Source organism: Brasilonema angustatum, from assembly GCF_059505445.1.
Genome location: NZ_JCACKO010000019.1, coordinates 37,094 through 60,236 on the forward strand (window position 1 = coordinate 37,094; position 23,143 = coordinate 60,236).

Consider the following 23,143-nt stretch of genomic DNA (forward strand, 5'->3'; position numbering starts at 1 on the left):
TAAAAGCTACTGTATGCCGACCAATTTAACGTAACTTTGTATGAGTGAAGAAATAAACTTGACTCCCACAGTCAAGCAGAAAATTTCTCAGAAGGCAAACCAGTTCACAGAATCAGTCATTCGAGAAATGACTAGAGTTGCATTACAATATGGTGCGGTGAATCTGGCGCAAGGATTTCCTGATTTTCCTTGTCCTGATGAATTAAAGCGGGCAGCTTGCCAAGCAATAGAGGAAGACGTTAACCAATACGCGATCACTTGGGGAGATAAACCTTTCCGTCACGCTATAGCAGAGAAAGTCAAGTGGTATCTGGGTTTAGACATAGATCCTGAACGACAAATCACCGTCACCTGTGGTTCGACAGAAGCAATGGCTGCTGTAATGCTAGCAACTCTGAATCCGGGTGATGAAGTGATTGTATTTGAGCCATATTACGAAAACTATGGTCCCGATGCAGTTTTGGCTGGTGCAATTCCTCGTTATGTGTCGCTGCATCCGCCTGAGTGGACATTTGATGAAACAGAACTACGTCAGGCGTTTAATGAACGCACAAAAGCCATTATCATTAACACACCCCATAACCCAACAGGTAAAGTCTTTACTGGTGAAGAACTCACCCTAATTGCTGAACTTTGTCAGAAGTGGGATGTCTTGGCATTCACAGATGAAATCTACGAACACATTCTTTATGACAAAACGCAGCATATTGCAATGGCGACTCTGCCAGGAATGTCTGAGAGAACTATCACTATCAATGGTCTTTCCAAAACCTACAGTGTCACTGGTTGGCGAGTTGGTTACATCCTAGCAAATTCAGAATTAACAGGAGCAATTCGCAAAGTTCATGATTTTCTCACCGTTGGCGCACCTGCACCCTTGCAAAGGGCTGGAGTCGCGGCGATGCAACTTCCTGTTAGCTACTATGAGGAATTGGCAAAGCTTTACCACCAAAAGCGAGACGATATTCTGCGGATTTTGGATGCAGTGGGAATTCCCTATTTTATTCCAAAAGGAGCTTACTACGTGTTTGCTGACATCTCATCTTTTGGTTACAAAAATGATCTAAAATTTACTGAGTATTTAATCAAAGAAATTGGTGTTGCCGTAGTTCCGGGTTCCAGCTTTTTCTCGCAATCAGAGGCGGGTAAAAATTTTATTAGATTTTGTTTTAGTAAGAAACCAGAGACTTTGGCAAAGGCAGGAGAGCGGTTGTTGAAATTAGAATCAACTCTACAAACGGCATCGTTGTGACAAACATAACTTACACTTTCTCTGCCTCATGAAATTCTCCAACACATTATGGAAGCCAGTGATACCCGTCAAGCTGACTTAGTAGGGATTATCGGTTCTTCCGGTGTAGTGTCTGAGGTTGTGAATGGTAAGCGTTCGATTAGCAAAGCACAAGCGAAAGCACTTGGTGATTATTTCAAGGTGTCACCTAGTCTGTTTATTTGAGCCTTCAACATCCAAAAACACCTGTAAAGCCCTTAGCTGGACTGGTTGTCGAAATTAAGATACGCTACTACTGTTTTACAAACGTCCAGCTAACAAAACAAAAGCCAGAAATTTATCCTGGCTCATTACGAAATAGACAAACGGAAAATTAAAGATTTCAAACCCTTGTCTTGCGGGTTTTGTATGTATAGCCGCACCTGTGGCAAGTACAACATACCAGAACTAGACTGCCACCTGCTCACGAGAAGCCGCAGCTGTGCTAAACTTATTCGCTGGACGAGGTAATCCGAGATTCTCGCGCAGGGTTCGCCCTTCGTACTCAGTCCGGAATAATTCGCGGCGTTGCAGTTCGGGAATCACCAGTTCTACAAACTCATCCAAACCACCTGGTAAATAGGGTGGCATAATATTGAAACCATCTGCGCCGCCGTTGACAAACCAGTCTTCAAGCTGATCGGCAATCTGTTGCGGTGTTCCTAATATTGTTCGATGTCCCCGCGCACCAGCGATCGCCAAATACAACTCCCGAATAGTTAAATTCTCTCTTTGGGCGAGGTCGGTTACAAGTTTCAAGCGACTTTTTGCAAGTTCAGTGTCTGGCAAATCCGGCAGGGGACCATCCAGAGGGTAGCCGGATAAATCGACTCCACCCACCAACCCTGAGAGTAAACCCAATCCAACCTGCGGATGGATTAACTCTTGAAGCTGCTCATATTTGTCCTTCGCTTCCTGGGAAGTCCTGCCAATGACTGGGAACACACCTGGCATAATCTTGAGATGGTCGGGAGAACGTCCGTATTTAGCCAGTTTTCCCTTCACACCTGCATAAAAAGCTTGGGCTTCCGCAAGCGTTTGCTGGGCGGTAAAAATCACCTCCGCTGTCTGTGCTGCAAGTTCCTGCCCGTCATCGGAAGACCCAGCTTGAATGATCACCGGATACCCTTGGATTGGACGTGCTACATTCAACGGACCGCGTACCGAAAAATGCTCGCCCTTGTGGTTGGGAATATGCAGCTTGTCAGGATCGAAGTAAATCCCTGACTCCTTATCGCGTAAAAAGGCATCGTCTTCCCAACTATCCCAAAGCGCTGTTACCACATCGACAAACTCTTTGGCACGCTCATAGCGCAGCGTATGCTCCATGTGCTTTTCACGACTGAAGTTTTGCGCTTCCGCAATAGTTGCGGAGGTGACGAGATTCCATCCGGCGCGACCACCGCTAAGATAATCTAATGAAGCAAACTTGCGGGCGAGGTGAAAAGGTTCGTTGTATGTAGTTGATACCGTCGCCGTCAACCCAATGCGTTCGGTTACTACAGACAGAGCTGATAATAAAGTGAGGGGTTCAAAGTGTACAACCGACGTACGGCTCAAAGCCTCAGTTCCTTTACCGCGATCGCGCACAGCTACACCATCGGCAAAGAAGATCATGTCAAATTTTCCTCGTTCTGCCGTCTGCGCGATTTGCTTAAAATGCTGGAAGTTCAAACCGCCATCTGCTCGCGCATCTGGGTGTCGCCACGCTGCAACATGATGACCAGAACTCATCAAGAATGCACCCAGTCTCAGTTGCTTTTTTTTCTTACTCATTTTTTCTATCTTCAACTGCATATACTAAAGGGCTGCAAGATCCCCAACAACTTTTGTGAAGTCGGGGATCTGACCAACCTAACCTTTGATACTCAAGCGGTGACTAAAGTGGGGATATATGTAGAAGAGTTCCCCTTTATTGCCTCACTATGTTTGCCATCGATACCAACTGGAGTATCGCCGACGATAGTCACTCGCTGAACATGACGGGGCTGGTTGCCGTAATCGTAAATTGCATAATGTTGAGTGGCGCGGTTATCCCAGAATGCCACGTCACCAACTTGCCAACGCCAACGAACTGTATTTTCCGGACGTGTCACATATGACTGCAACAGTCGGAGAATGTCGTCCGATTCAGTCGTTGATAGTCCCTTGATCTGGCGAACGAAACCACCAATGAATAGTATGCGCTCCCCAGACTCAGGATGGACGCGCACTACTGGATGCAGAGTTTCGTATACAGTTGATGTGAAGACTTTCCGGTAAGCCTTAGTCTCTTCAGAAAGGTCTACTGCGGCTTCTGCATAGTCATAGGCATTACTATGTACAGCCCAAAGTTCGTCAGCGAGATTACGTAGATGTATTGGTAAATTTTGGTATGCAGCAACCGTATTTGCCCAGATAGTATCGCCTCCAGCTGGGGGAATAACAAGCGTCCGTAAAATAGAGCCGAGTGGCGGGCGGTCTACAAATGTGACATCAGTATGCCAGTTGTTCGCACGGGTGGCGGTTCGACCGTAATTCAGGTCAAGGACTTCTGGGTGTCCTGGGAACGATGGTACTGTGGGGTGAGCCGTGGTAACTTCACCAAATCGACGAGCAAAGGCGACTTGACCGTTAGCATCAAGTTGCTGATTACGGAAGAAGATTACCTTGTATTGAACTAGGGTTTTGCGAATATCGCTGATGATATCGTCGCTGAGGTTAGCGCTGAGGTCAACACCGACTATTTCCGCACCGATGCGTCCGGCGACTGGTAGAAGATCAAAGTTTTTAGAACTCATGTGTTTGTATCTCCGGTGATGGTTATAGTTTGTCATTTGTCAATAGCAAAGGATACTGAAGAAATGACGGTCAAGATAGTTATGTAAGACTTACGCACTCGTCATGAAAAAACGAAGCACGTCCCTTGCGCGTCTTTGCGATTGAGAAGCAAAGAGGTTAACAAGAGTTTTTGCGTGAGTTTTGTTATGTTTAGTTGCACTCACTTATTAATAGAGTGATGCCAACACTTTATCGGCAGCTGCCCGGAATGCTGTGGCAGCACCGGCGCTCATATCGCGGGGCGCACAGATGCGATTCCTTACATAGGCGAGTGTTATGGCTCCAACAGCAGCTACAATCGGATCGATACCTTCCTTGCCACCCGTGCGTCCACCCGGTAAGGGTGCGCCATTTCCATTGATCAGATACTCTGCCAGCAGTCTGAGGTGCAGATCAACCGCTTCTTTAACGGCTGAAGTGTCGCCATCTATCGCCAATGCTTGCACCCCGGAGTTTTTTAGGATGTCTCCAATCGCAACTTCCCGATTATCACTCAGTCTCTCTGCGGCTTCTGCCCGATATTGAATGGACTGGCTGTCTGCTGGGGAAAGAGGCAATGGATTCCCTACAGGTTCTAAGCCAAATCTGCGACGCACGAGTAAATTGTTGGTAATATTATCCGATTTGACGCGGTGATAGGCGGGACGCTGGTTGATTGCCTCAAACCAAGTGTTAATGCGAGGGAACCGCGCATTTCCCTTGATGTGATATCCCCGGTACACGGGTAAGTTAGCCGCAAATCGGTCTAGATGTGGGCTATATATAATGTCTACTAGGCTAAAAGTTGACACAAAATAAGAACCAGGATATTTAGCCAAGGCTTCCTCAAGCTCGTCTAATTTAGCTTCAATCGCTGCCTGTAAAGAAGCTAACTCGTCATATTCCGCAGTGCTTGCCCTCAAGAATTTGTGGGCAGCACTTAGAAAACCGCCGGTTTCGGCATCCTCAATTAGCTGTTTTGCAACAGCGTTTTCCTCTGGATCAACAGGAAGCAGGGATGAGCCAAATCGTTCTTCTAAAGCGTATAAAATGTCTTTGGACTCATAGACTAATTCGCCCTCAATTTTTGCGGCAGGGACAAGCGCTGTGGGAACTAGGTCGGTGTACCATTTGGGCTTGTGCGTCAAATCGATAAACTCCGTTTCAAACGGAATTTCCTTTTCTTCTAAGGCAAACCAAACCCTTTCGCAGAAGGGACACCAGGAGTTGGTATCCCGGTAGAGCAACACGGGCGGTGCTGTATCTGGAGGCAGTTTATGGAGACTGCTAGGGATGGGAGCGGTAGAAGGCGACTGTCCCGGTCTACGTACCCGTCGAGCGGATGTATTTTTTTGGGCAACCTCAAACAGTTGTTCCCAACTGGATACTGTGTTCTGAATCGACATATTTCACCTTTTAAGTCTGATTAAGTTAATCTACTTAGTTAGGAAAATAGTATTTTATACTTATCTGGAAGACCAGAAAACACAAATAAATTTAGGTCTTTCGGTAAAGGCAATCCTTCCCCGTGGTAACGATGAATACCTACTCCCATATCTCCTGTAAGAGTAAGCCGAAAGTTAACTTCCTCAAAATCAGCATCGCGGAAAACTTTGCGGACAGTTTCTGAGTGGGGAACACCGTTTGAATGACCACGAGTCCAGATGATGAAGGAGCCTTTTTTAGATAAGAAAGGAAGGTTCCCAATCAATCGTTTAAGTTCTGCTTCGTCAGACAGATTGCCAAATATGCCACAAACAATTACTATGTCTGCTGGCACTGCTCCTGTATAGTTAGAGGAATCAGTCGCATCGCCATTAATAAACTCAAGTTGCTTTGACAAACCTGCTGATTCTATAGCTGCTCGTCCCCGTTCAAACAGTTGCGGGTTTAGTTCAACGAGTCGTGCATATACATCCTTTGCGCGAGGATGGCTATAGAGCGTCGAGAGTAAATCTCGTCCATCACCTGCACAGAGGCTGACTACACGAATTATTCCTGGGTTAGACGCATCAATCGCACTCCTAATGTATTCCTGAACGATTTGCAGTCGCTGCTGCAATTTTGGGTCTGTATTGTATAGATCGTGCCATTCAAACCAATCTTTAGGCATAATCAGCGCTCCTTTATATTATTTTTGACTGATTGTTGGCGGAGTAATTGCTGCGTATTGTTCAGGTGTTAGCATGGCTTCCTCAACATTGAGAGGTTTGGGAAGCAAGCCATTTTTATAGAAGTAATCTACAACTCGCTGTTGTTTCTTAATTAAGTCAGGAGAAATGGCTGTCAATCCATAGCCGCGACGGCTGATTACCAAGTCCATGACATCAGGAGGTAGTTTCTGATACGGTGCGATTAGCTTTGCGGTTTCTTGGGGATGTGCTTCGGCCCAGCGCTCGATTTTATCCATCTCCTCAATGACTATCCGCAGCAATTCGGGATTGTCAATTGCAAACTGCTTTCCGGCTATATAATATCCACCAGGTGAATCAAGCCCTTCGGCATTCTTAATCACTCGTGCTTTACCCAATTTTTCCGCTCGGGCTAGATGGGGATCGCCAGTTACCCAAACGGGAATTTTGCCTGACAAAAACGCACTACTAGCTTCTACGTTGGGTATACTCTGGACTTGAATATCGCTATATTTCAAACCCGCATCTTCCAAAGCTCTAAGAATGAAATAGTGAGAGGCAGAAGCTTTTTGGAAGACTACTTTTTGCCCTTTGATGTCTTTGATGTTTTTGATAGGAGAATCCGGCGGGACAGCGATCGCACTTTTTCTACCGTCACTTCGTTTACCAACAATATAAACGATCTGAGCGCCAGCTGCTTGAGCGAAGATGGGGGGAGTTTCCCCCACAGAACCCAAATCTATTTTGCCGACATTCATCGCTTCCATCAACTGCGGACCTTGGGCAAATTGCCCCCATTCCACCTTGATACCCAAGGGTTCCAGACGCTTTTCCAATACTTTTGTTACCCTAACCAAATCGCCAGCTTGTTGATACCCCATGCGGAGAACTTTGGTCTTAATTCCAGATGTCTTGGTGTCTGATACTTGGTTAGCAGGAGATTGGTTTTGTTGCGTGCAACTGACTAACGTCAACGAAGTTGCTAGAGTTAACAATCCTGGCACTAAAAGCAGCGTAAAGCGGCGAAAGATTTTGAGAGACTGAGGTTTGACTACAGCAACCATAGGTTTTTTCTTAATCAATAAGTGTTGCAACCATCAATGGAGACTCCGAATATGAGGTAACTTTTAGGGGGCATGGAAAACAATTGATCAAGGCAAAACTCAAAATTTTAAGAAAGAGTCAGGTGGACAATGCCCACCCAAACCCAAGTAGCCCTAATCGTTGTCAAATCAAATAAATTTGCTCTCTTAGCGACCAACACTCACCAGATATTCTTGAGCTTCTTTCTCAATTAGCGTACCCTTGAAGAAGTCACGATTGAGACTGGTGTACAATTCCAAAGGATGGATAGATAAGAAGTAACGCAAGTCTTCTTCGCTGAGAATGCCACGTTCCACAAAGCTATAAGCGTTGGAGGTGACAGCTGTGATATCTGGCACATCCCAGTGACCGGAATCGGAACCCAAGAAGGCTTTTACTCTGTCACCAAATGGATTCGCTTTTTGATGGAAGGCATAGGCAACGCGGGTGTCGTCTGATTCTGTGCCAAAGTAGAAGTGATTTAGGAAGCGATCGCGCACATCTTCCGGTTTTGTAATTCCAGCTTCTGCAAATTCATTGAGATCACCTGGATCTTCCGGTGCAAAGTATTTTCCGTGGAAGCCTAAACCACTACCAATTTCCTCAAAGCGATCGCTCAATTCTGCTCCACCATAACGAGCGAACAGTTCGCGCAATTCTTCCTTATTTACGTTCCCTGGATGATTGTTCTGTAAAATTTCCGGATTGCGAGTTTCCCAGTACCATATGATATCAGTATAAAGACTTGCGCCCCAAGCAGAACCACCTTCTAGGAAAGCAAACTTCAAGGTAGGGAAACGGCGGGTAACACCACCAAAAAACAGTGCTTTGCAGAAGGCTTCACCCGCTGAGGCAAAGTGTCCAATATGATTGTATTGGTAATTAGAAATCGAGCGGCGAGCAGTCCAACCCATACCAGAAGCATGGGTAGTCGGGACAACTTTCAATTCCACACACTTTGCCCAGAAGGGATCGTAATCATAAGCGCTATCCAAGGCAAAGGTATCAATCCAGGTTGCTTCCCGTTGCACTTCTTCAGGATATTTCTCAAAGCCAGGAATAACGCGGGTGACGTAACCAGGAATTTGAATCGCTTTGAGTCCCAGTTCTTTAACTGCATATTCTAATTCCTCAATTCCTTCTTGGGGTGTATTTAGAGGAATTGTGGCAATAGGAGTGAGGCGATCACTATAAGCACGGAATATATCTGCATGATAAAGGTTCGCCGCACGGCAAACAGCCCGCCGCATTTCTTCGTTCTTGATTTGCGGTGCTAGCGTTGCCAAATTCGGATACAGCACAGCAAAGTCTGTCCCCGCTTCTTGTAACCGTTCATGCAGCAGCTTTGGCAGGCTGATAGTTGCCAGATTTAACGTGTCCTTAGTAGGACGACCCCAGAAGGGAGGACGAGCTGTACGATAAGTACGGCGTTCTTCCCAAGTTTGCTGGAACCAACGATAACGTCCAGCACCAGGTAGATGCGATCGGAAGCTATCGGCAATCTTAGAACCACCCACTTGAGCTAAATAATCGAGAAAGGCTGGCTCAAATTCCTGGGTATGGACATCAGTATCAATGATGGGGTAACCTAGTTGCTCCCGAATCTGTGCTGATCGAGACTTCTTTGTGGGACGTTCAAGCGCAATTGTCATGATAATTTCTCCACAGTTATGTCACTCGTTGACTTTCACAAGTCGTAAACCCTGACGAAAATCGAGCTTCATGATCGAGCAAAAATTGAAAATCTGGCATGGGATAACTTTTTACCATGCCTGTATATACTCAGAGGATTTTCTGGAGGAAAATTCAATGCTGTTTTTGTGCCAGCAATACCCGGAAAAAAACGGGCGTTGCTAGATTGCTCAAAGTGTCTGAGTGATTGCTCTGTGCAATACTTGCACAGAAAAAATACTGTTTGTCTACCAAACTATCGGATTTTTATTGATCAGTAGTATGACACACCAAGAGCGACAAGACAAGTCTTTAGTAAACAAACTATACGTTAATCTAAGTTTTTGGTTTGCTAACTTTTAGATAAAATAAATAAAAACCCAAGAAGGCTTTCATTACTTTTATCAGGTAATCTCTATTTGGAATACACTATCAGTGTATAATACTGTAATTAGATCGATATACCGTATTATAGAGCTTGGCTGGTGTAGATACCTGCCAGGGAAAATTCTAAATTTCCATAGATAAATTCGGGAGGCGTTGCAATCCTAATAAGCAAATTCTCACAATATCTCTGAGTAATAATACTTCGCGTTACCCCACACTTGAGCGCAACTTCATAAGATAAGCACAATATTTACTAGGATTGCATTCCATGAGCAACATAGAACTTTACTTCGCTAAAGGCTCTACCTTCTCCCAACGAACTCGTGTTGTTTTGCTGGAAAAAGGAATTGACTTTACTCCGATTGAAATTGACTTACAGAACAAACCGGATAAGTTTACACAGATTTCTCGCTATGGCAAAGTCCCAGCCATCAAACATGGGGATATTGAGATATATGAGTCTGCCATCACCAATGAGTATCTAGATGAAGTCTTCCCGGAACCACCTCTATTGCCCCACGATCCGGGAGCGAAAGCGATCGCCCGTATCTGGATCGACTACGCCAACACTCGCCTTGTACCTGCTTTTAATAAATTCCTACGGGGTAAAGATAGCACTGAACAGGAACAGGGACGAAGAGAGTTCCTAGAATCTCTCTTATATATAGAGCAAGAAGGATTAGGCAAGCTATCCGGTGATGGTCAGTACTGGTTAGGGGATAAACTGAGTTTAGTTGATATCAGCTTTTATCCTTGGTTTGAACGCTTGCCCCTTTTGGAACACTTCCGTAAATTCACACTACCAGCAGAAACAGCTCGCTTGCAGCAATGGTGGAATAAACTGCGCGATCGCCAATCAATTCGGGAAGTTGAAAATCCCGTCAGCTATTATTATAGAGCGATTTACCAAGATTCTCGGTGAACCCACAGCAGTGGGTGCTGCTCAAAAGTAGGGCAATGCTTTCTTACAGCGTGGTTTGTCACCAAAACATTGAACACAAGGATGCAACCTATGAGCCTATCCAGCCCAATTTTATCTAAACCCGTCTTAGAGGATTTGCCTTATGTTGAGGCAGTTCTCAATTACCTGACTCCAATGGCAGAGAAGCCTGTTAACTACACCTACGAACCACCACCAGGTGTTCCAAGACAGAACGGAGTATACGAGGCGCACAAGCTGCCGATTCGCAATGCTAGAGCGATTGCACAAGATTTATCCTTAGAGCGAGAGGGCTTTGCTTACGCCGCCCACAAAAGCGCCGTCCGCGACTTTTACGATGAGGACGAGGTACGTCGCGTCTACTACCCAGAAGCCGAAAAACTTTTGGCAGATGTGACGGGCGCAAAAAAGGTATTGGTGTTCGATCACAACGTTCGTAATATTGAGCGGGCGAAGCAGGGTGCAAAGGAGCCAGTAAAGCGGGTACACAACGACTTCACCGCCAAGTCCGGTTATAGTCGCGCCCGTGCTGTGCTGACAGCATTTGGTACAGATGACGCTGACGAGCTTCTGCAGCATCGGTTCAGCGTTGTCAACGTCTGGCGACCGATTGCTAAACCAGTGCAAGAGTCTCCATTGGCAGTGTGTGATGCGCAAAGCATAGCGCCCCAAGACTTGGTAGCTGGCGACCTCGTATACCGTGATCGCGTTGGCGAGACTTACGCGATTACATACAACCCGACGCACCGCTGGTTCTACTTTCCGCAATTGCAACCGAACGAGGCGCTATTTATCAAGTGCTTCGATTCTGCGGAGGATGGACGGGCGCGGTTTGCCGCCCACACTGCGTTCGACGACCCGACAAGCCCGCCGGACGCCCCACCGCGCCAGAGTATTGAACTGCGGGCGTTAGTTTTTTATGCCAACTAGTACTCGATCACAGCAACTTTGATGGGTTAAAAACGAACTGCCAAAGCGCCAAGAACGCAAAGGAAGAGAAAGAAGAATAAATATAAAAATGTGTTTACCCCGCAAAGTTGTTGTGGTTAACTCTAGCAGTTTGTGTGATTAATTTTGAGGGGTTGCAAGATTCCCGACTTCACAGAAGTCGGGAATCTGATTATTCATAACCTCTCACAACTAATGAAACAAACCACTAGTGCTGTATAAGTGAGCGCTAGTCAGATTGTTATAAGTAGACCTCTCCATAGTGCAATTTGTTAAGCGTAACAGCTTAACTTTTGCTGGTAGCCGTCCTTTTTAAGCACCTTCAGCAGGTCTAAAAATTTCACTCTTCAACAAACTAGTACAGTGCGGCGTAAGTTTAGATAGGGTTATACTGCCAAACGCTTCCCCTTAAAAGTCCATATTTACACCCTAACCGAATTTACGCTTTGGAGTACTAGAAGAAATACAATACCGATGAAAATATCATTCCTTGCACAACGTCGCACTGCATTAAAGCGCCTTGTCCAATATACAGTGGTGGGATTGTTTGCACTATCAACTGCCTTGGCTGTTAGTTTTGTGCAAAGCACCCAAGCCCAAACCACACCAAGATTTAAATCCACAGTAATTAATTTGGCTTATCAAACCTCTGGGGATATAGTCAAAGCCAAAAAAGTTGTAGAGCCACGTTTCAAGGCATTGGGTGTTACTGTGAATTGGATTGGACCATTCCCCGCTGGACCGCAACTCATAGAAGCGATGAATGCAGGTAGGGTTGATATCGGTACTGTGGGAGAGACACCACCAATATTTGCCCAAGCTGCGGGGATAACAGAAGTCGTTTATATTGCTGCACGCAGACCCAGCAAAGGTCTGAACCAAGGCATTGTGGTGAGAGATAATTCTCCTATTAAGAAACTATCGGATATTAAAGGTAAGAAAGTAGCTTTTCAAAGAGGATCGAATGCACATTATTTATTAGCAAAAGCTTTAAAAGAGGTGGGCTTAAAAATCGCTGATGTTCAAGTCCTTGGTCTGACTCCATCTGAAGCCCGCGATGCTTTTATTCAGAACAAAGTTGAGGTTTGGGTAGGAGGGGATCCCTTTTTAGCTCTTGTAGAAAAAAGCATTCCTATTCGCAATCTCAGAAATGCCGGAGGGATTAATACTCTAGGTGGATTTTATATTGCTAGGCGTGAATTTATCACTCAAAATCCCGAATTGACGCGAGTGTTTTTAGAGGAAGCAGACAAGGTGGGAGAATGGGCTGATCAAAACCCAAGCGAAGCTGCCAAACTTCTTGCTCCTGAGTTGAAAATTGACCAATCTGTTTTAGAAACAGTCGCACGTCGAACCGTTCGTCGATTAAGAAAACTGACACCTTCCATCATTGCCGAACAACAACAAGTTGCTGACTTTTATTTCCAAGAAAAAATCATCCCTCGCAAGGTAGATATTAAGGGGGCTGTCCCAACTCAACTATTGCAAGCCATTACACCTGGGAGGCTCAATTAGTTTTTAAATCTGAATGTATTTGTAGTTGACGATATAAAGACTTTACAGCGTTTTTCAATTGATTTCATTCCTTCACTCTCTGTCTCAAACGTACTCTAATAAGCTGAAAATTGCTGTAAAGTGCGTTTGCCGTATTTAATATAGATACGCGTTGTATTGCCTAATGAAAATGCAAAACATCAACTTGATTGTCAGACCGTATCAAGAGCAAGATGAGGAACAAGTTATCAAGTTGTGGCATTGCTGCTGTTTAGTTGTGCCTTGGAATGATCCCAAACGTGATATTTGGCTCAAGTTGCTCTTTCAGCCAGAATTATTTCTGGTTGGTCTGATTGATTCTCAAGTAGTTGCTACCATCATGGCAGGATATGAAGGTCATCGCGGTTGGCTTAACTACTTAGCCGTAGAGCCAAACCATCAACGGCAGGGTATAGGTCGGTATATGGTAGAAGAAGCGATCGCTAAACTCAAAGATTTAAATTGTCTCAAAATTAACTTACAGATACGCACATCCAACACAGCCGTTATCGAGTTTTACAAGCGCCTTGGTTTCAAAATGGATGATGTTGTTAGTATGGGTAAGCGGCTATAAAAAACTAAGACACTGCAACGCCAAATTTGTTAATTAACCGCAGAGAATATATAGGACTCCTATTTGATTTTTGAAAAAAACTCCGTACACCTTTATTCCTTCTTCCCCTTCGGGTTCGCCAGTCCCCCATCGTGACGGAGACCGCCAAGACGGGGGCTGGTCTCACCTGTTGCCTGTTGCCTGTTGCCTGTCTCCACGAGTGATTCAGATATCAAATCGGATTGCTATATCCCTCTTCTGTCACTTTCCGGGTGAGCAATCTCTGGAAGGCTTATCAGGCAAACAATACAAGCTATCCTATTAGAAAAAAATGGGTGTGGTCTTTATTATTAGAAAAAAATTGTGCGATCCCTTACCAAATAAAAGCTCTAGAATTCAAAAATGGTAAATGTTTTCGGAGAGTGACAGAACAGGGATATAGCAATTCTAAATCATTTGTAAAACTCTCTGTTTTCCTCCTCTGTGTTCTGGTGGATCTGTGCGGTTTATTCACGCTTAGTTTATTTTACAAATCAGATAAGACTGCTATAGAAAAAAGATGTTAACAGATAAGCGATTAGAATTATCATATAATTATTAGTTAACCTAATTGTTAGCATCACACATTAAAACTCCCCTCATGAAAATTTGGAATAGACAACTAGGCGATCGCGTAAGTAATATCACTTACCACTATTTACCTGCCTTGCGTTGGCGTAATTTTCGCCTGTTTTTTGGGGGACAGTTACTATCAATGTCTGGGACATTTATGACCCAGCAATTAACTATTCCTTGGCTGGTATACGATTTAACTAAATCGGCTTGGTTGTTGGGAGTTGCAGGCTTTGTACAATTTTTACCTACGTTATTAGTGATTCCGTTTTCGGGCGTATTGTCTGATCGCTGGAGTCGTCGTGATTTATTAATGCTAGTGCAGATATTGGGAATTAGCGTTTCCCTGGCATTAACGATTCTTACCTTTAGGAATTCGATGACGTTTCCCATCCTATTGGTACTGAGTGTTCTCAATGGTTTTCTCAAGGGATTAGATATGCCCGTGCGTCATACAATCGTCACCGAAACCGTAGACGATCGCGCCGATTGGAGTAATGCGATCGCCTTGAATTCAGTGATGTTAAGTTCCTCGCTGGTATTGGGGCCCGCTATGGGCGGGATTTTGATTGCGACGCTAGGGGTGAAATATTGTTTTCTCTACGATACCCTCAGCTATATTCCTGCCATTTTTACCCTGCTAGCAATGCGGCTGAAAGTCAGACCGATGCAGACTCTTACGAGCCTTAGTGATACTTTGCTGAAATTGCGGGAGGGCTTTGAATATGTCTCTAAATTCCAGCCGATTAGAGCAATTTTATTAATGCTGGCCTTAGAGGGTTTAGTCGGGATGTCTCATGTCGCGCTCATGCCCGTCTTCGCGGCTAAGATTTTAAATGGGGATGCAACTACGATGGCTCACCTCAGCACCTCAGCACCGATTGGATCGTTGCTTGCTTGTTTGTATCTGAGTGTCAGGCGAGGGATTGCGGGCTTAGAGCGTTTGATTGTAGTCGCTCAAGTCTTGATCGGGATAAGTTTGATGTCCTTTTCACTATCGCGTCAAGTTGGGCTATCCATAATCATACTGGTGTTTACAGGTTGCTTTACCATCCTACAGATGACGAGTAGTAATATGATTATCCAAACGCTAGTTGCCGAGGATAAGCGCGGACGGGTAATGAGTTTTTATGCCCTAGCAATGGTGGGTACAATGCCCTTTGGGAATTTGTTAGCTGGAACTTTGGCAGATAATTTTGGTGCGACTAATGCCTTGATTGTCTGTGGTAGTCTGAGTATCTTAGGTGGGCTATGGTTCTGTGCACAATTACCAGCAGTGAGCCGTTGGATTGATCGCTAAATTCCTCTCGTCAAGGCACTTTGCTTGGTATGTTACGCTTGCTTATTCTTTTGAGTTTTACACTCAATTTATGTCAAGATACTTTTACCTGTTCTACCTCTTTCTTCTGTACTTGGTCTATTTCTGGTAACTTTTGCCCTAAAATAATCACTATTCCCATCATTAATAAACTCGTTACCATAATGATGCTCACCACATTTGGATCATCGAAATTACTCGTACCTATTAATAAGGCTGCGGCAAAATTGCGTTGAGCAGTTCCTACTCCTAAAACTCTTTGGGTATCAATACCAGGACCGCCTAAAAGATAACCGACACTAAAGGAGAACACAATAAAAATAGCACAAACAAGGATGACACCAGTTTTCAATAAAATAATAATCTCGTTGAAGTGTACTATCAGCCTGACTACTAAACCTAAAAGCAATCCAAAATTAGATATTTTGAAAGTAATTGGTTGAAGATTAAAAGCGATTGCCTCATATTTTGCCTTAATTAATAATCCAATTCCCAACGGTATTAACATCAGAAATATTAATGGTTTGGCAATATCCCAAGAGTTGACTTGTACACCTTGTAAAACTAATGGTAGTACGAGCGGCATATAAAAGATTGTACCAAACATTAACAACATCATCAGTCCTGCAGAAAAGGCTAAATTTCCCTTAACTATTTGGGCAAGTTTTGGTAAAGCTGGAGGACCAGATGCCAATGCCATGATCAGCAAACCATCTTTCACAGGTTCGTTAAGAGGTATTATTTGCAGCAATAAATACACAAAAAGTGGTACTAGGACAAAATTTGTCAGCAGCGAGAAAATCACCAAGCGGATATTACAAAGAGGTTGCCAAATCTGCTGTACAGTTAACTTTAAACCTGTGCCAAACATCGTGGCTACAACAAACGCTAGGAATGCTAATTTGTCAAGGATTGGGATAATTTCGTTCATAAATTTTTGAGGAGACGCCCTGTTAAAAGTAATAATTTTGTTAGTGATGAACAATTACGAAGTATAGAGGCAATTCATGAATTGCCCCTACATTTTTTAATTCAAATTCAGGGTAACTTTCTGTAAATTACCTGTGAATGCAAACGGTACTTGATAAGTTTCAACCACAGGAGTACCTGTATCTCGACCAACATCGAAGGTTTCATCTAAAGCCAAGCGATAGGGTACAGTTTTTTCAATTCGACCTGAAGCTACCTGTTGCTCATTGATAAATAACTTCCCAGTTCCTCCTGCACCAACTTCACCACCGTCGTAATCAAAATCAAATCGGATTGTTGATTTACCTGGGGATAATTTTTGAGGAGATTGAATAATATAACGTTGTGCATTAACAAAGTTGTAGACATATGTTAATTTGCTATCTTCAAGGAAAAAGCCCCAACCAGCAAAACGTCCCCCTTGGGTTAGTAGCACACCTTCAGCACCACTTTCTGGAATCTCTACATTAGCCGTGATGCTAAAGGATCTATTTTTCAGACTTGGTGCGCTACCTTCTGGGATAGGTTCTACACCAGGATAGTAAGTAAAAGTTGTGCGCCCTGAGGCTGGAGAGGGGCGACGACTGACATCAAACCGTTCAGAGACGCGATCGTCTAATGGTAAAACTTGATATTGACGTGCTTGTGACAAAAACAAGTTTTGCAGTTTTTCCAGTTTCTCTGGATTTTCAGCCGCTAGGTTATTGGCTTCACTGAAATCTTCCTCAATGTTATACAGTTCCCAAGGATCTTGTTGGAAGTCAGCATTGATTGTACCCTGCCAAGGTAATCGAGGATGACGAGCGGCGGCTACCCATCCGTGATCATAAATAGCCCGGTTGCCGAACATCTCGAAATACTGGGTTTGACGATGGGAAGGCTGATCAGAATTATCAAAGGTGTAGACTAAGCTAGTACCTTCAAGTTTCTGTTGCTTCACCCCGTTAACTTCAGTAGGTACAGTAATTCCCGCAGCCTCTAAAATTGTGGGGGTAATATCAATGACATGATGGAATTGATTCCGTATTCCACCACGATCTTTAATTCGATTACCCCAAGTAACGATCAAGGGATTACGAGTACCACCAAAGTGAGAGGCGATTTGTTTTGTCCATTGAAAAGGGGTAGCGCCTGCCCATGCCCAGGCTGCATGATAATGATTAAAGGTTTTGGGACTGCCTAAGTCGTTCAAGTCAGCCAGCAGTTGCTCTCGGCTTTCGGGTACTTTATTGAAAACTTTTAATTCATTGACGCTACCTGCTAAACCGCCTTCTGCACTGGCACCATTATCACCGACGATGTAGAAGATTAGGGTGTTGTCCAATTCACCAATTTGGTCAATCGCATTAATCAATCTTCCGACTTCAAAGTCGGTATGCGCTAAAAATCCCGCAAATACTTCCATTTCATGGCCATAGATTCTTTGGTCTTCTTTGGATAAGGAATCCCAAGCTGGCAGTTCTTTGGGACGCGATGTAAGCTGGGCATTAGCGGGAATTACACCCAGTTGTTTTTGACGGGCAAAAGTTTGTTCTCGTAATTTATCCCACCCTTGATCAAATTTGCCTTTATACTTGTCAATCGAGGCTTTGGGGGCGTGGTGGGGCGCATGAGTAGCACCGGTAGCTAAATAGGTAAATATTGGTTTGTCAGGAGCTATAGACTGTTGAGAATGAATCCAGGCGATCGCACGATCTACTATATCTGGAGTCAAATGGTAATCAGGGTTATTAATTGGTGGTGCAACCCGCTGAGTATTTTCTACTAAAGCTGGACTCCATTGATTAGTATCACCACCTAAAAAACCGTAAAAATACTCAAATCCTAAGCCTGTTGGCCAACGGTCAAAAGGACCTGCGGCGCTAGTTTCATAATCTGGTGTGTTGTGCCATTTACCGAAAGCGGCAGTGTTATAACCATTTTGCCGCAATACTTCTGCTACAGTGGCAGCACTCTTAGGTAAGATAGTTGTGTAACCGGGAAAACCTGTTGCTAATTCCTCAACTACTCCTGTACCTACTGAATGATGATTGCGTCCAGTCAATAAAGCTGCTCGTGTAGGTGAACAAAGGGCTGTGGTATGGAATTGGTTGTAACGCAATCCTTTTTCAGCCAAGCGAGTTAAATTTGGAGTTTCTACAGGTCCACCAAAGGTACTCGCTTGCCCAAAGCCCACATCATCCAGTAGCACTAGCAGAACATTCGGGGCTTTTTCTGGAGCGGTGATTGGGGCGGGAAAATCTGGTGTTGACTCAGGGTAAGTGATGCCAATTTTACCCCGGAAGGATGGTTGGGGAATAGGCAATACCTTTGCTGTATCTGCTAAGGCAGGGCTAGTAATCGTTAATAAGCTGATGACAAGAGATACTGCGATGCCTGCGGCGAGCCGAGCGAGCGCCCGTCGTAAAGTTAAACGTAACATATATCCAATTACCTATGACTATTAGACTGTCAACCAGAAATTGAGGGGTTGGTATAGTTTGTAATCAGCGCTGAAGGGCTTACTACGAACCTATCAAAGGAACATTGACAAAGTACTATTCTTCGGGTTCAAATCGATCCTGTTTGTAGATCGGATAGATTCTGATTGCTAGCTTCTACAGGTAAGAATCCACCTGCCTGCATTTTCCATAACCTGTAATAAGCCCCGTTACGTGCGAGGAGTTTGATGTGGGTACCATCCTCAACAATGCGACCTTGGTCGAACACCAAAATGCGGTCTAGATGGGCGATGGTGGACAAGCGATGAGCTACTACAATCACCGTTTTTCCGTGCATCGCTAAATCTAGGGTATCTTGGATCGCTTTTTCAGTGATGGAATCGAGACTAGAGGTAGCTTCATCTAAGATCAGGATTGGTGCGTCTTTGAGGATTACCCGCGCGATCGCAATGCGTTGTCTCTGCCCACCGGACAGTTTCACACCGCGTTCGCCCACCAGAGAATGATAACCCTCTCTCATCGGCACGATAAAATCATGAGCATAAGCCTTACGTGCTGCTTCCTTCACTTCTTCATCACTTGCTTCCACTCGCCCGTAACGAATATTTTCCAGTAACGTGCGATGGAATAGAGACGGATCTTGAGGAATCAAGCTGATTTGGGCGTGTAGGGCATCCTGAGTCATGTCTCGAATATCTACCCCATCAATGAGAATCTGTCCAGATTGTGGGTCGAACAAACGCAAAATCAAATTGACAAAAGTGGATTTTCCAGAGCCGGAAAAGCCAACCAACCCCACACGCTGTCCAGGTGGGATGGTGACACAAAGGTTATGGAATACTTTTTTCTCAGGTGAGTAGTTGAAATTTACTCCCCGAAACTCAATGCGTCCTTGGGTGATTGAGTGGGCGATCGCTTGCTCCCGATCAATTAACTCGTGGGGTTGAACAATGGTGAAGACACCATTAGCGACATTGCCGATATGTTCAAAGAATTCTAGAAAGCGTTTACTTAAATTACGGGCTTCACTGATGATCAACAGCGATAGACTGGTTGCCACCACGAAGTCAGCAGCAGCGATCTTTCCTTGACTCCAGAGGGAGAGTGAGTAATACAGAGTGCCAATTTTCAAAATCGCTGCTGAAATAAACTGAAACCAGCGGATTCGCTCCGAGTGCCAGTTAGATATTCTTACTTCTTTGAGTTCGCGCCCTAATTGCTCATTCAAATAGCGTCGTTCAAAACCCAAGCGAGCAAACAGTCTGCTACTGATGATATTTGTTACTGTATCTACGATGATGCCAGTTGTTTCACTTCTGGCGGCTGCGGCTTTTCGGGAGTAAATTCGGCAGCGAGTTGCTAACCAGAACGAAATACTGACGAATAGAACTGCCCACACTCCCACGAATGCAGCAAGCGGAGGATAGGTGCGATACAGTAAAGTTGTAGCAACGGTATATACGATAATTACTGGCATAAACTCAGTAATCAGCATTTGCATTGTCTGGGTTACACCCAAAGAAGATTCGCTAATCCGATGTGCCAAAGCCCCAGCAAAACTGCTGCTCAGGTAGCGATGGGAATGCTGTTGCAAGTAGGCATATAGACACCGGACTATGTGCTGGCGGTGAATTGGGTGACGGATAGTTTGCAAGAGTCCAGATGATCGCCCGAATACCACTTCACCCACACTCAAGGCGATGAACAGCATTACTGGTTGGCTCACAGCATCAAAAATATGTTTGCTGTCGCCCGCCCGTTGCGTCACGCTGCGGATGATCCCGCCAATGGCATAGGGCAACATAATGCCACAAGTTGCGTGTACTATCTCCAGGAGCGCCATTGCCACATACCACCAGCGAAACTGATTGACAAAATAGCAAATAAACATGAATGGAGTCGGTGGTAAGTTGGGTGCATTGGCAGCACGTTGAAAGGATTGAGATGAACGAGGACGTTTAATTAAAGAACGGCGATCGCGTCGAATCACTTCAGCTTCTCCCTAACATCTGGCAACCGACGTATTAGAATGACATTCATTCCTCTGGAAATGTAGTTATTAAATCGCTTACGCAATAAGTCTGGAACCTCAATCAGTAAAACTTCTTGAAACCCTACTTGTTGATAGAACGATTTCAAATGCTGCCACGGAATACAGTAACAAACTTGATCGGCAAGTTGCTCGGTACAAGCTTGAAGTAGCTGCGTGCCAACACCCTGACGCTGAAACGGAGCTAAAACCTGCATTCCCCGAAGCACAAAGAACCCAGTATTTGGACACAAACGTACTGCACCAACAATTCTCTCCTCCAATTGAGCAATAAATATTAAGGCTTCCTCACTCAGATCACCACCATAACCACACTGATTGTAAAAAGCTTTAATGCTTTGAGCATCATACAATTTTGCTTGGCTAATTTTTAGCATATCGCTCTATAAAATTGCTGGGTTAGCAATCTTAGCGCACAGCATCTCCCCTGCGATATTCAACGGTGATGTCGTCTAGCTTTTGTTTCAAACTGTTATCGAGTTTTACTTCCACTGCTTTGAGGGTGTCCGCAAGTTGTTCTGGGCGGCTAGCGCCAATAATCGGGGCAGTGATAATCGGATTAGCCAGCACCCAAGCTACTGCTAGGATGGTGAGGGACAATCCAGCCAAATCTGCTACTGTGCGTAATTCCTCAACAGTATTAAACTCGCGATCGTGCCAATAACGTTCTTGATAACGTTCTGCGGCTGCACCCAAGGTAAAACGAGTTCCTGTAGTGGGGCCTTGAGCGAGATTGTGCTTACCAGTGAGCAGACCTCCCGCCAACGGATTGTAGGGAATTACACCAAGCCCTTCTTCTTGCGCTAGGGGCAACAGTTCTCGCTCAATTTCGCGGAACAACAAATTGTAGCGGGGCTGAATCGAGACAAAGCGAGTTAGATTACGAACATCGGCGCGACCTAAAGCGCGGCTGAGTCGGTAAGCTAAGAAGTTGGAAACCCCAATGTAGCGTGCTTTACCAGCCCGAACTATCGTGTCCAGTGCTTCTAAGGTCTCATCCAGAGGGGTTGAGGCATCATCAGAGTGCAATTGATACAAATCAACATAATCAGTTCCCAGTCGTCTCAGAGAAGCATTGATCGCATCTAAAATATGTTTGCGCGAAGCACCCTGATCCCAAGGTGCAGGGCCAACCTTGCCTATAGCCTTGGTGGCAAGTATAAAATGTTCGCGTTTGCCTTTGAGCCAGCGCCCAATGATTTCTTCGGTACGTCCGGCTGTGGCAATTCCGCCGCCCAGAGGATAAACGTCGGCTGTATCTAGAAAGTTAATTCCTGCATCAGCAGCAGTGTCAAGAATCTGCCTAGAAGTTTCTTCATCTGTCTGCAATCCGAAGGTCATTGTACCGAGAGAGAGACGGGAAACGCTCAATCCAGTTTTACCGAGCTTAGTTGTTGGTAACGTCATGGAAGTGTTTGTTGTTGTTGATTGAAAAAGCAGAATTTAGAAACACAGACTGTGACGTGCGTTGCACCCCGCTTCTCTACGAGAGGCTACGCCGTTTTCATTCCCGAAGTGCTGTACGCTAACGCAGATTAGTCAGGCTGTATTGCCTTACCCCACCAAACTCGTTTAAACGGCTTGCCCGTTTGCTCGTGCAATATTTCGTAATGTTTTAGTTCTACATCTTTCCAGTCAGATAACAGTAAGACATAAGGCATCAGACAACTAAAGGGACGTTACGACGGCTCTGTGAAACTAGCCATTGTTGCAATTTCGGGTCACTGTAAACTTCATCGGCAATAAAATGATCGCCTTCAGGGAATACTGTAAAGTCCACTGTTCCCCCCAGTCCGCGCAAGGTAGCGACAATCTGCTCTGTATCCTCAATCGGCAGTTTTTCGTCCTTGCCACCTTGGAATATTTGGATGGGAATTTCTTTGAGCGCAGCTAGTTGGGTTTCTTCTAATGTCTTGGGGACACGACCGGAAACTGCTACCAAACCAGCAAAGCGTCCAGGATGGGAAGCGGCGATATGCCAAGCCCCAGCCGTACCTAAGCTGAACCCAGACAAAATCACACGGGATGGATCGATGGGCTGGGAGGCGATCAATTTATCCAGTAAAGCAATCACATCTGATTCTCGCTCTACCCAAGTCTGTCCTTCAGGAAGTTGGGGGGCTGCAAAGACATAAGGTAATGGATCTGACACATCCACTAAACGAGGTAAACCCCATTTGAGCAACACATTTAGATCATTGCCGCGATCGCGTGCTCCATGCAAAAACAGCACAAGGGGCGCGGGTTTGCTGCCAGTGTCAGAGACAGGTGAGAAAAGATAAGGCAAGGAACCATTGCTGATATGTTGGACGGGCATAGTTGTAACTCCTAAATAATTTGGTAATGGGTTTCGACTGCGCTCAGCCGAACGGGCATGGGGCATTTGTCATTAGTTATTTCTCCTCTGCTCCCTGCCCCCTGCTTCTTTAAAGTCCCC

At 44.9% G+C, this 23,143-nt stretch carries 17 protein-coding genes and 2 pseudogenes; 7 read left to right on the forward strand and 12 right to left on the reverse strand.

Going from position 1 to position 23,143, the window contains the following annotated elements; genetic code table 11:
* Positions 1-40 precede the first annotated feature (40 nt).
* Both AC5JM2_RS04855 and AC5JM2_RS04860 read left to right on the forward strand, forming a co-directional pair.
* Complete coding sequence (locus tag AC5JM2_RS04855; RefSeq protein ID WP_495833786.1) at positions 41-1,252, forward strand: pyridoxal phosphate-dependent aminotransferase; 1,212 nt, start codon at positions 41-43, stop codon at positions 1,250-1,252.
* Between the two features lie 18 nt (positions 1,253-1,270).
* Positions 1,271-1,456: pseudogene (locus AC5JM2_RS04860) on the forward strand (helix-turn-helix domain-containing protein); the annotation flags it as partial.
* Between the two features lie 222 nt (positions 1,457-1,678).
* On the opposite strand, the gene AC5JM2_RS04865 reads toward AC5JM2_RS04860, so the two are convergent.
* The 6 genes from AC5JM2_RS04865 to AC5JM2_RS04890 all read right to left on the reverse strand — a co-directional run bounded on the left by AC5JM2_RS04865 (position 1,679) and on the right by AC5JM2_RS04890 (position 8,936).
* Entirely contained in the window at positions 1,679-3,046 is a 1,368-nt protein-coding gene (locus tag AC5JM2_RS04865) for an LLM class flavin-dependent oxidoreductase (RefSeq protein ID WP_495833787.1), read from the reverse strand.
* Between the two features lie 92 nt (positions 3,047-3,138).
* A complete protein-coding gene (locus tag AC5JM2_RS04870) occupies positions 3,139-4,050 on the reverse strand; it encodes a TauD/TfdA dioxygenase family protein (RefSeq protein ID WP_495833788.1) in 912 nt (303 codons plus the stop codon).
* Between the two features lie 207 nt (positions 4,051-4,257).
* The gene (locus AC5JM2_RS04875) at positions 4,258-5,475 is read right to left on the reverse strand and encodes a glutathione S-transferase family protein (protein WP_495833789.1); all 1,218 of its coding nucleotides are present in this window, start codon (positions 5,473-5,475) and stop codon (positions 4,258-4,260) included.
* Between the two features lie 38 nt (positions 5,476-5,513).
* Entirely contained in the window at positions 5,514-6,182 is a 669-nt protein-coding gene (locus AC5JM2_RS04880; protein ID WP_495833790.1) for a class I SAM-dependent methyltransferase family protein, read from the reverse strand.
* Between the two features lie 18 nt (positions 6,183-6,200).
* Positions 6,201-7,265, reverse strand: a complete 1,065-nt coding sequence (locus AC5JM2_RS04885) for an aliphatic sulfonate ABC transporter substrate-binding protein (RefSeq protein WP_495833791.1) — start codon at positions 7,263-7,265, stop codon at positions 6,201-6,203.
* A 186-nt stretch (positions 7,266-7,451) separates the two neighbouring features.
* A complete protein-coding gene (locus AC5JM2_RS04890; protein ID WP_495833792.1) occupies positions 7,452-8,936 on the reverse strand; it encodes an amidohydrolase family protein in 1,485 nt (494 codons plus the stop codon).
* 674 nt (positions 8,937-9,610) lie between these two features.
* On the opposite strand from AC5JM2_RS04890, the pseudogene AC5JM2_RS04895 reads away from it, so the two are divergent.
* The 5 genes and pseudogenes from AC5JM2_RS04895 to AC5JM2_RS04915 all read left to right on the forward strand — a co-directional run bounded on the left by AC5JM2_RS04895 (position 9,611) and on the right by AC5JM2_RS04915 (position 15,228).
* Positions 9,611-10,295, forward strand: a pseudogene (locus AC5JM2_RS04895) (glutathione S-transferase family protein).
* 59 nt (positions 10,296-10,354) lie between these two features.
* Entirely contained in the window at positions 10,355-11,212 is an 858-nt protein-coding gene (locus AC5JM2_RS04900; protein ID WP_495833793.1) for a CmcJ/NvfI family oxidoreductase, read from the forward strand.
* 492 nt (positions 11,213-11,704) lie between these two features.
* On the forward strand, positions 11,705-12,745 hold the full coding sequence (locus AC5JM2_RS04905) for an aliphatic sulfonate ABC transporter substrate-binding protein (protein WP_495833794.1): 1,041 nt from the start codon (positions 11,705-11,707) through the stop codon (positions 12,743-12,745).
* Between the two features lie 169 nt (positions 12,746-12,914).
* On the forward strand, positions 12,915-13,337 hold the full coding sequence (locus tag AC5JM2_RS04910) for a GNAT family acetyltransferase (RefSeq protein WP_495833795.1): 423 nt from the start codon (positions 12,915-12,917) through the stop codon (positions 13,335-13,337).
* Between the two features lie 619 nt (positions 13,338-13,956).
* A complete protein-coding gene (locus AC5JM2_RS04915) occupies positions 13,957-15,228 on the forward strand; it encodes an MFS transporter (RefSeq protein WP_495833796.1) in 1,272 nt (423 codons plus the stop codon).
* Between the two features lie 73 nt (positions 15,229-15,301).
* Here AC5JM2_RS04915 and AC5JM2_RS04920 read toward each other — a convergent pair whose 3' ends face one another.
* The 6 genes from AC5JM2_RS04920 to AC5JM2_RS04945 form a co-directional block, all read right to left on the reverse strand.
* Positions 15,302-16,177: a bile acid:sodium symporter family protein gene (locus AC5JM2_RS04920; RefSeq protein WP_495833797.1), complete on the reverse strand. Its 876-nt coding sequence runs from the start codon at positions 16,175-16,177 to the stop codon at positions 15,302-15,304.
* A gap of 96 nt (positions 16,178-16,273) precedes the next feature.
* The gene (locus AC5JM2_RS04925; RefSeq protein ID WP_495833798.1) at positions 16,274-18,637 is read right to left on the reverse strand and encodes an arylsulfatase; all 2,364 of its coding nucleotides are present in this window, start codon (positions 18,635-18,637) and stop codon (positions 16,274-16,276) included.
* 128 nt (positions 18,638-18,765) lie between these two features.
* Positions 18,766-20,646 (reverse strand): ABC transporter ATP-binding protein, encoded by a 1,881-nt coding sequence (locus AC5JM2_RS04930; protein WP_495833799.1) that lies wholly within the window; start codon positions 20,644-20,646, stop codon positions 18,766-18,768.
* Entirely contained in the window at positions 20,643-21,083 is a 441-nt protein-coding gene (locus tag AC5JM2_RS04935; protein WP_495833800.1) for a GNAT family N-acetyltransferase, read from the reverse strand. The genes AC5JM2_RS04930 and AC5JM2_RS04935 overlap by 4 nt, the downstream gene beginning before the upstream one ends.
* A 31-nt stretch (positions 21,084-21,114) precedes the next feature.
* Positions 21,115-22,113, reverse strand: a complete 999-nt coding sequence (locus AC5JM2_RS04940; protein WP_495833801.1) for an aldo/keto reductase — start codon at positions 22,111-22,113, stop codon at positions 21,115-21,117.
* Between the two features lie 253 nt (positions 22,114-22,366).
* Positions 22,367-23,089, reverse strand: a complete 723-nt coding sequence (locus AC5JM2_RS04945) for a carboxylesterase family protein (RefSeq protein WP_495833802.1) — start codon at positions 23,087-23,089, stop codon at positions 22,367-22,369.
* Positions 23,090-23,143 lie beyond the last annotated feature (54 nt).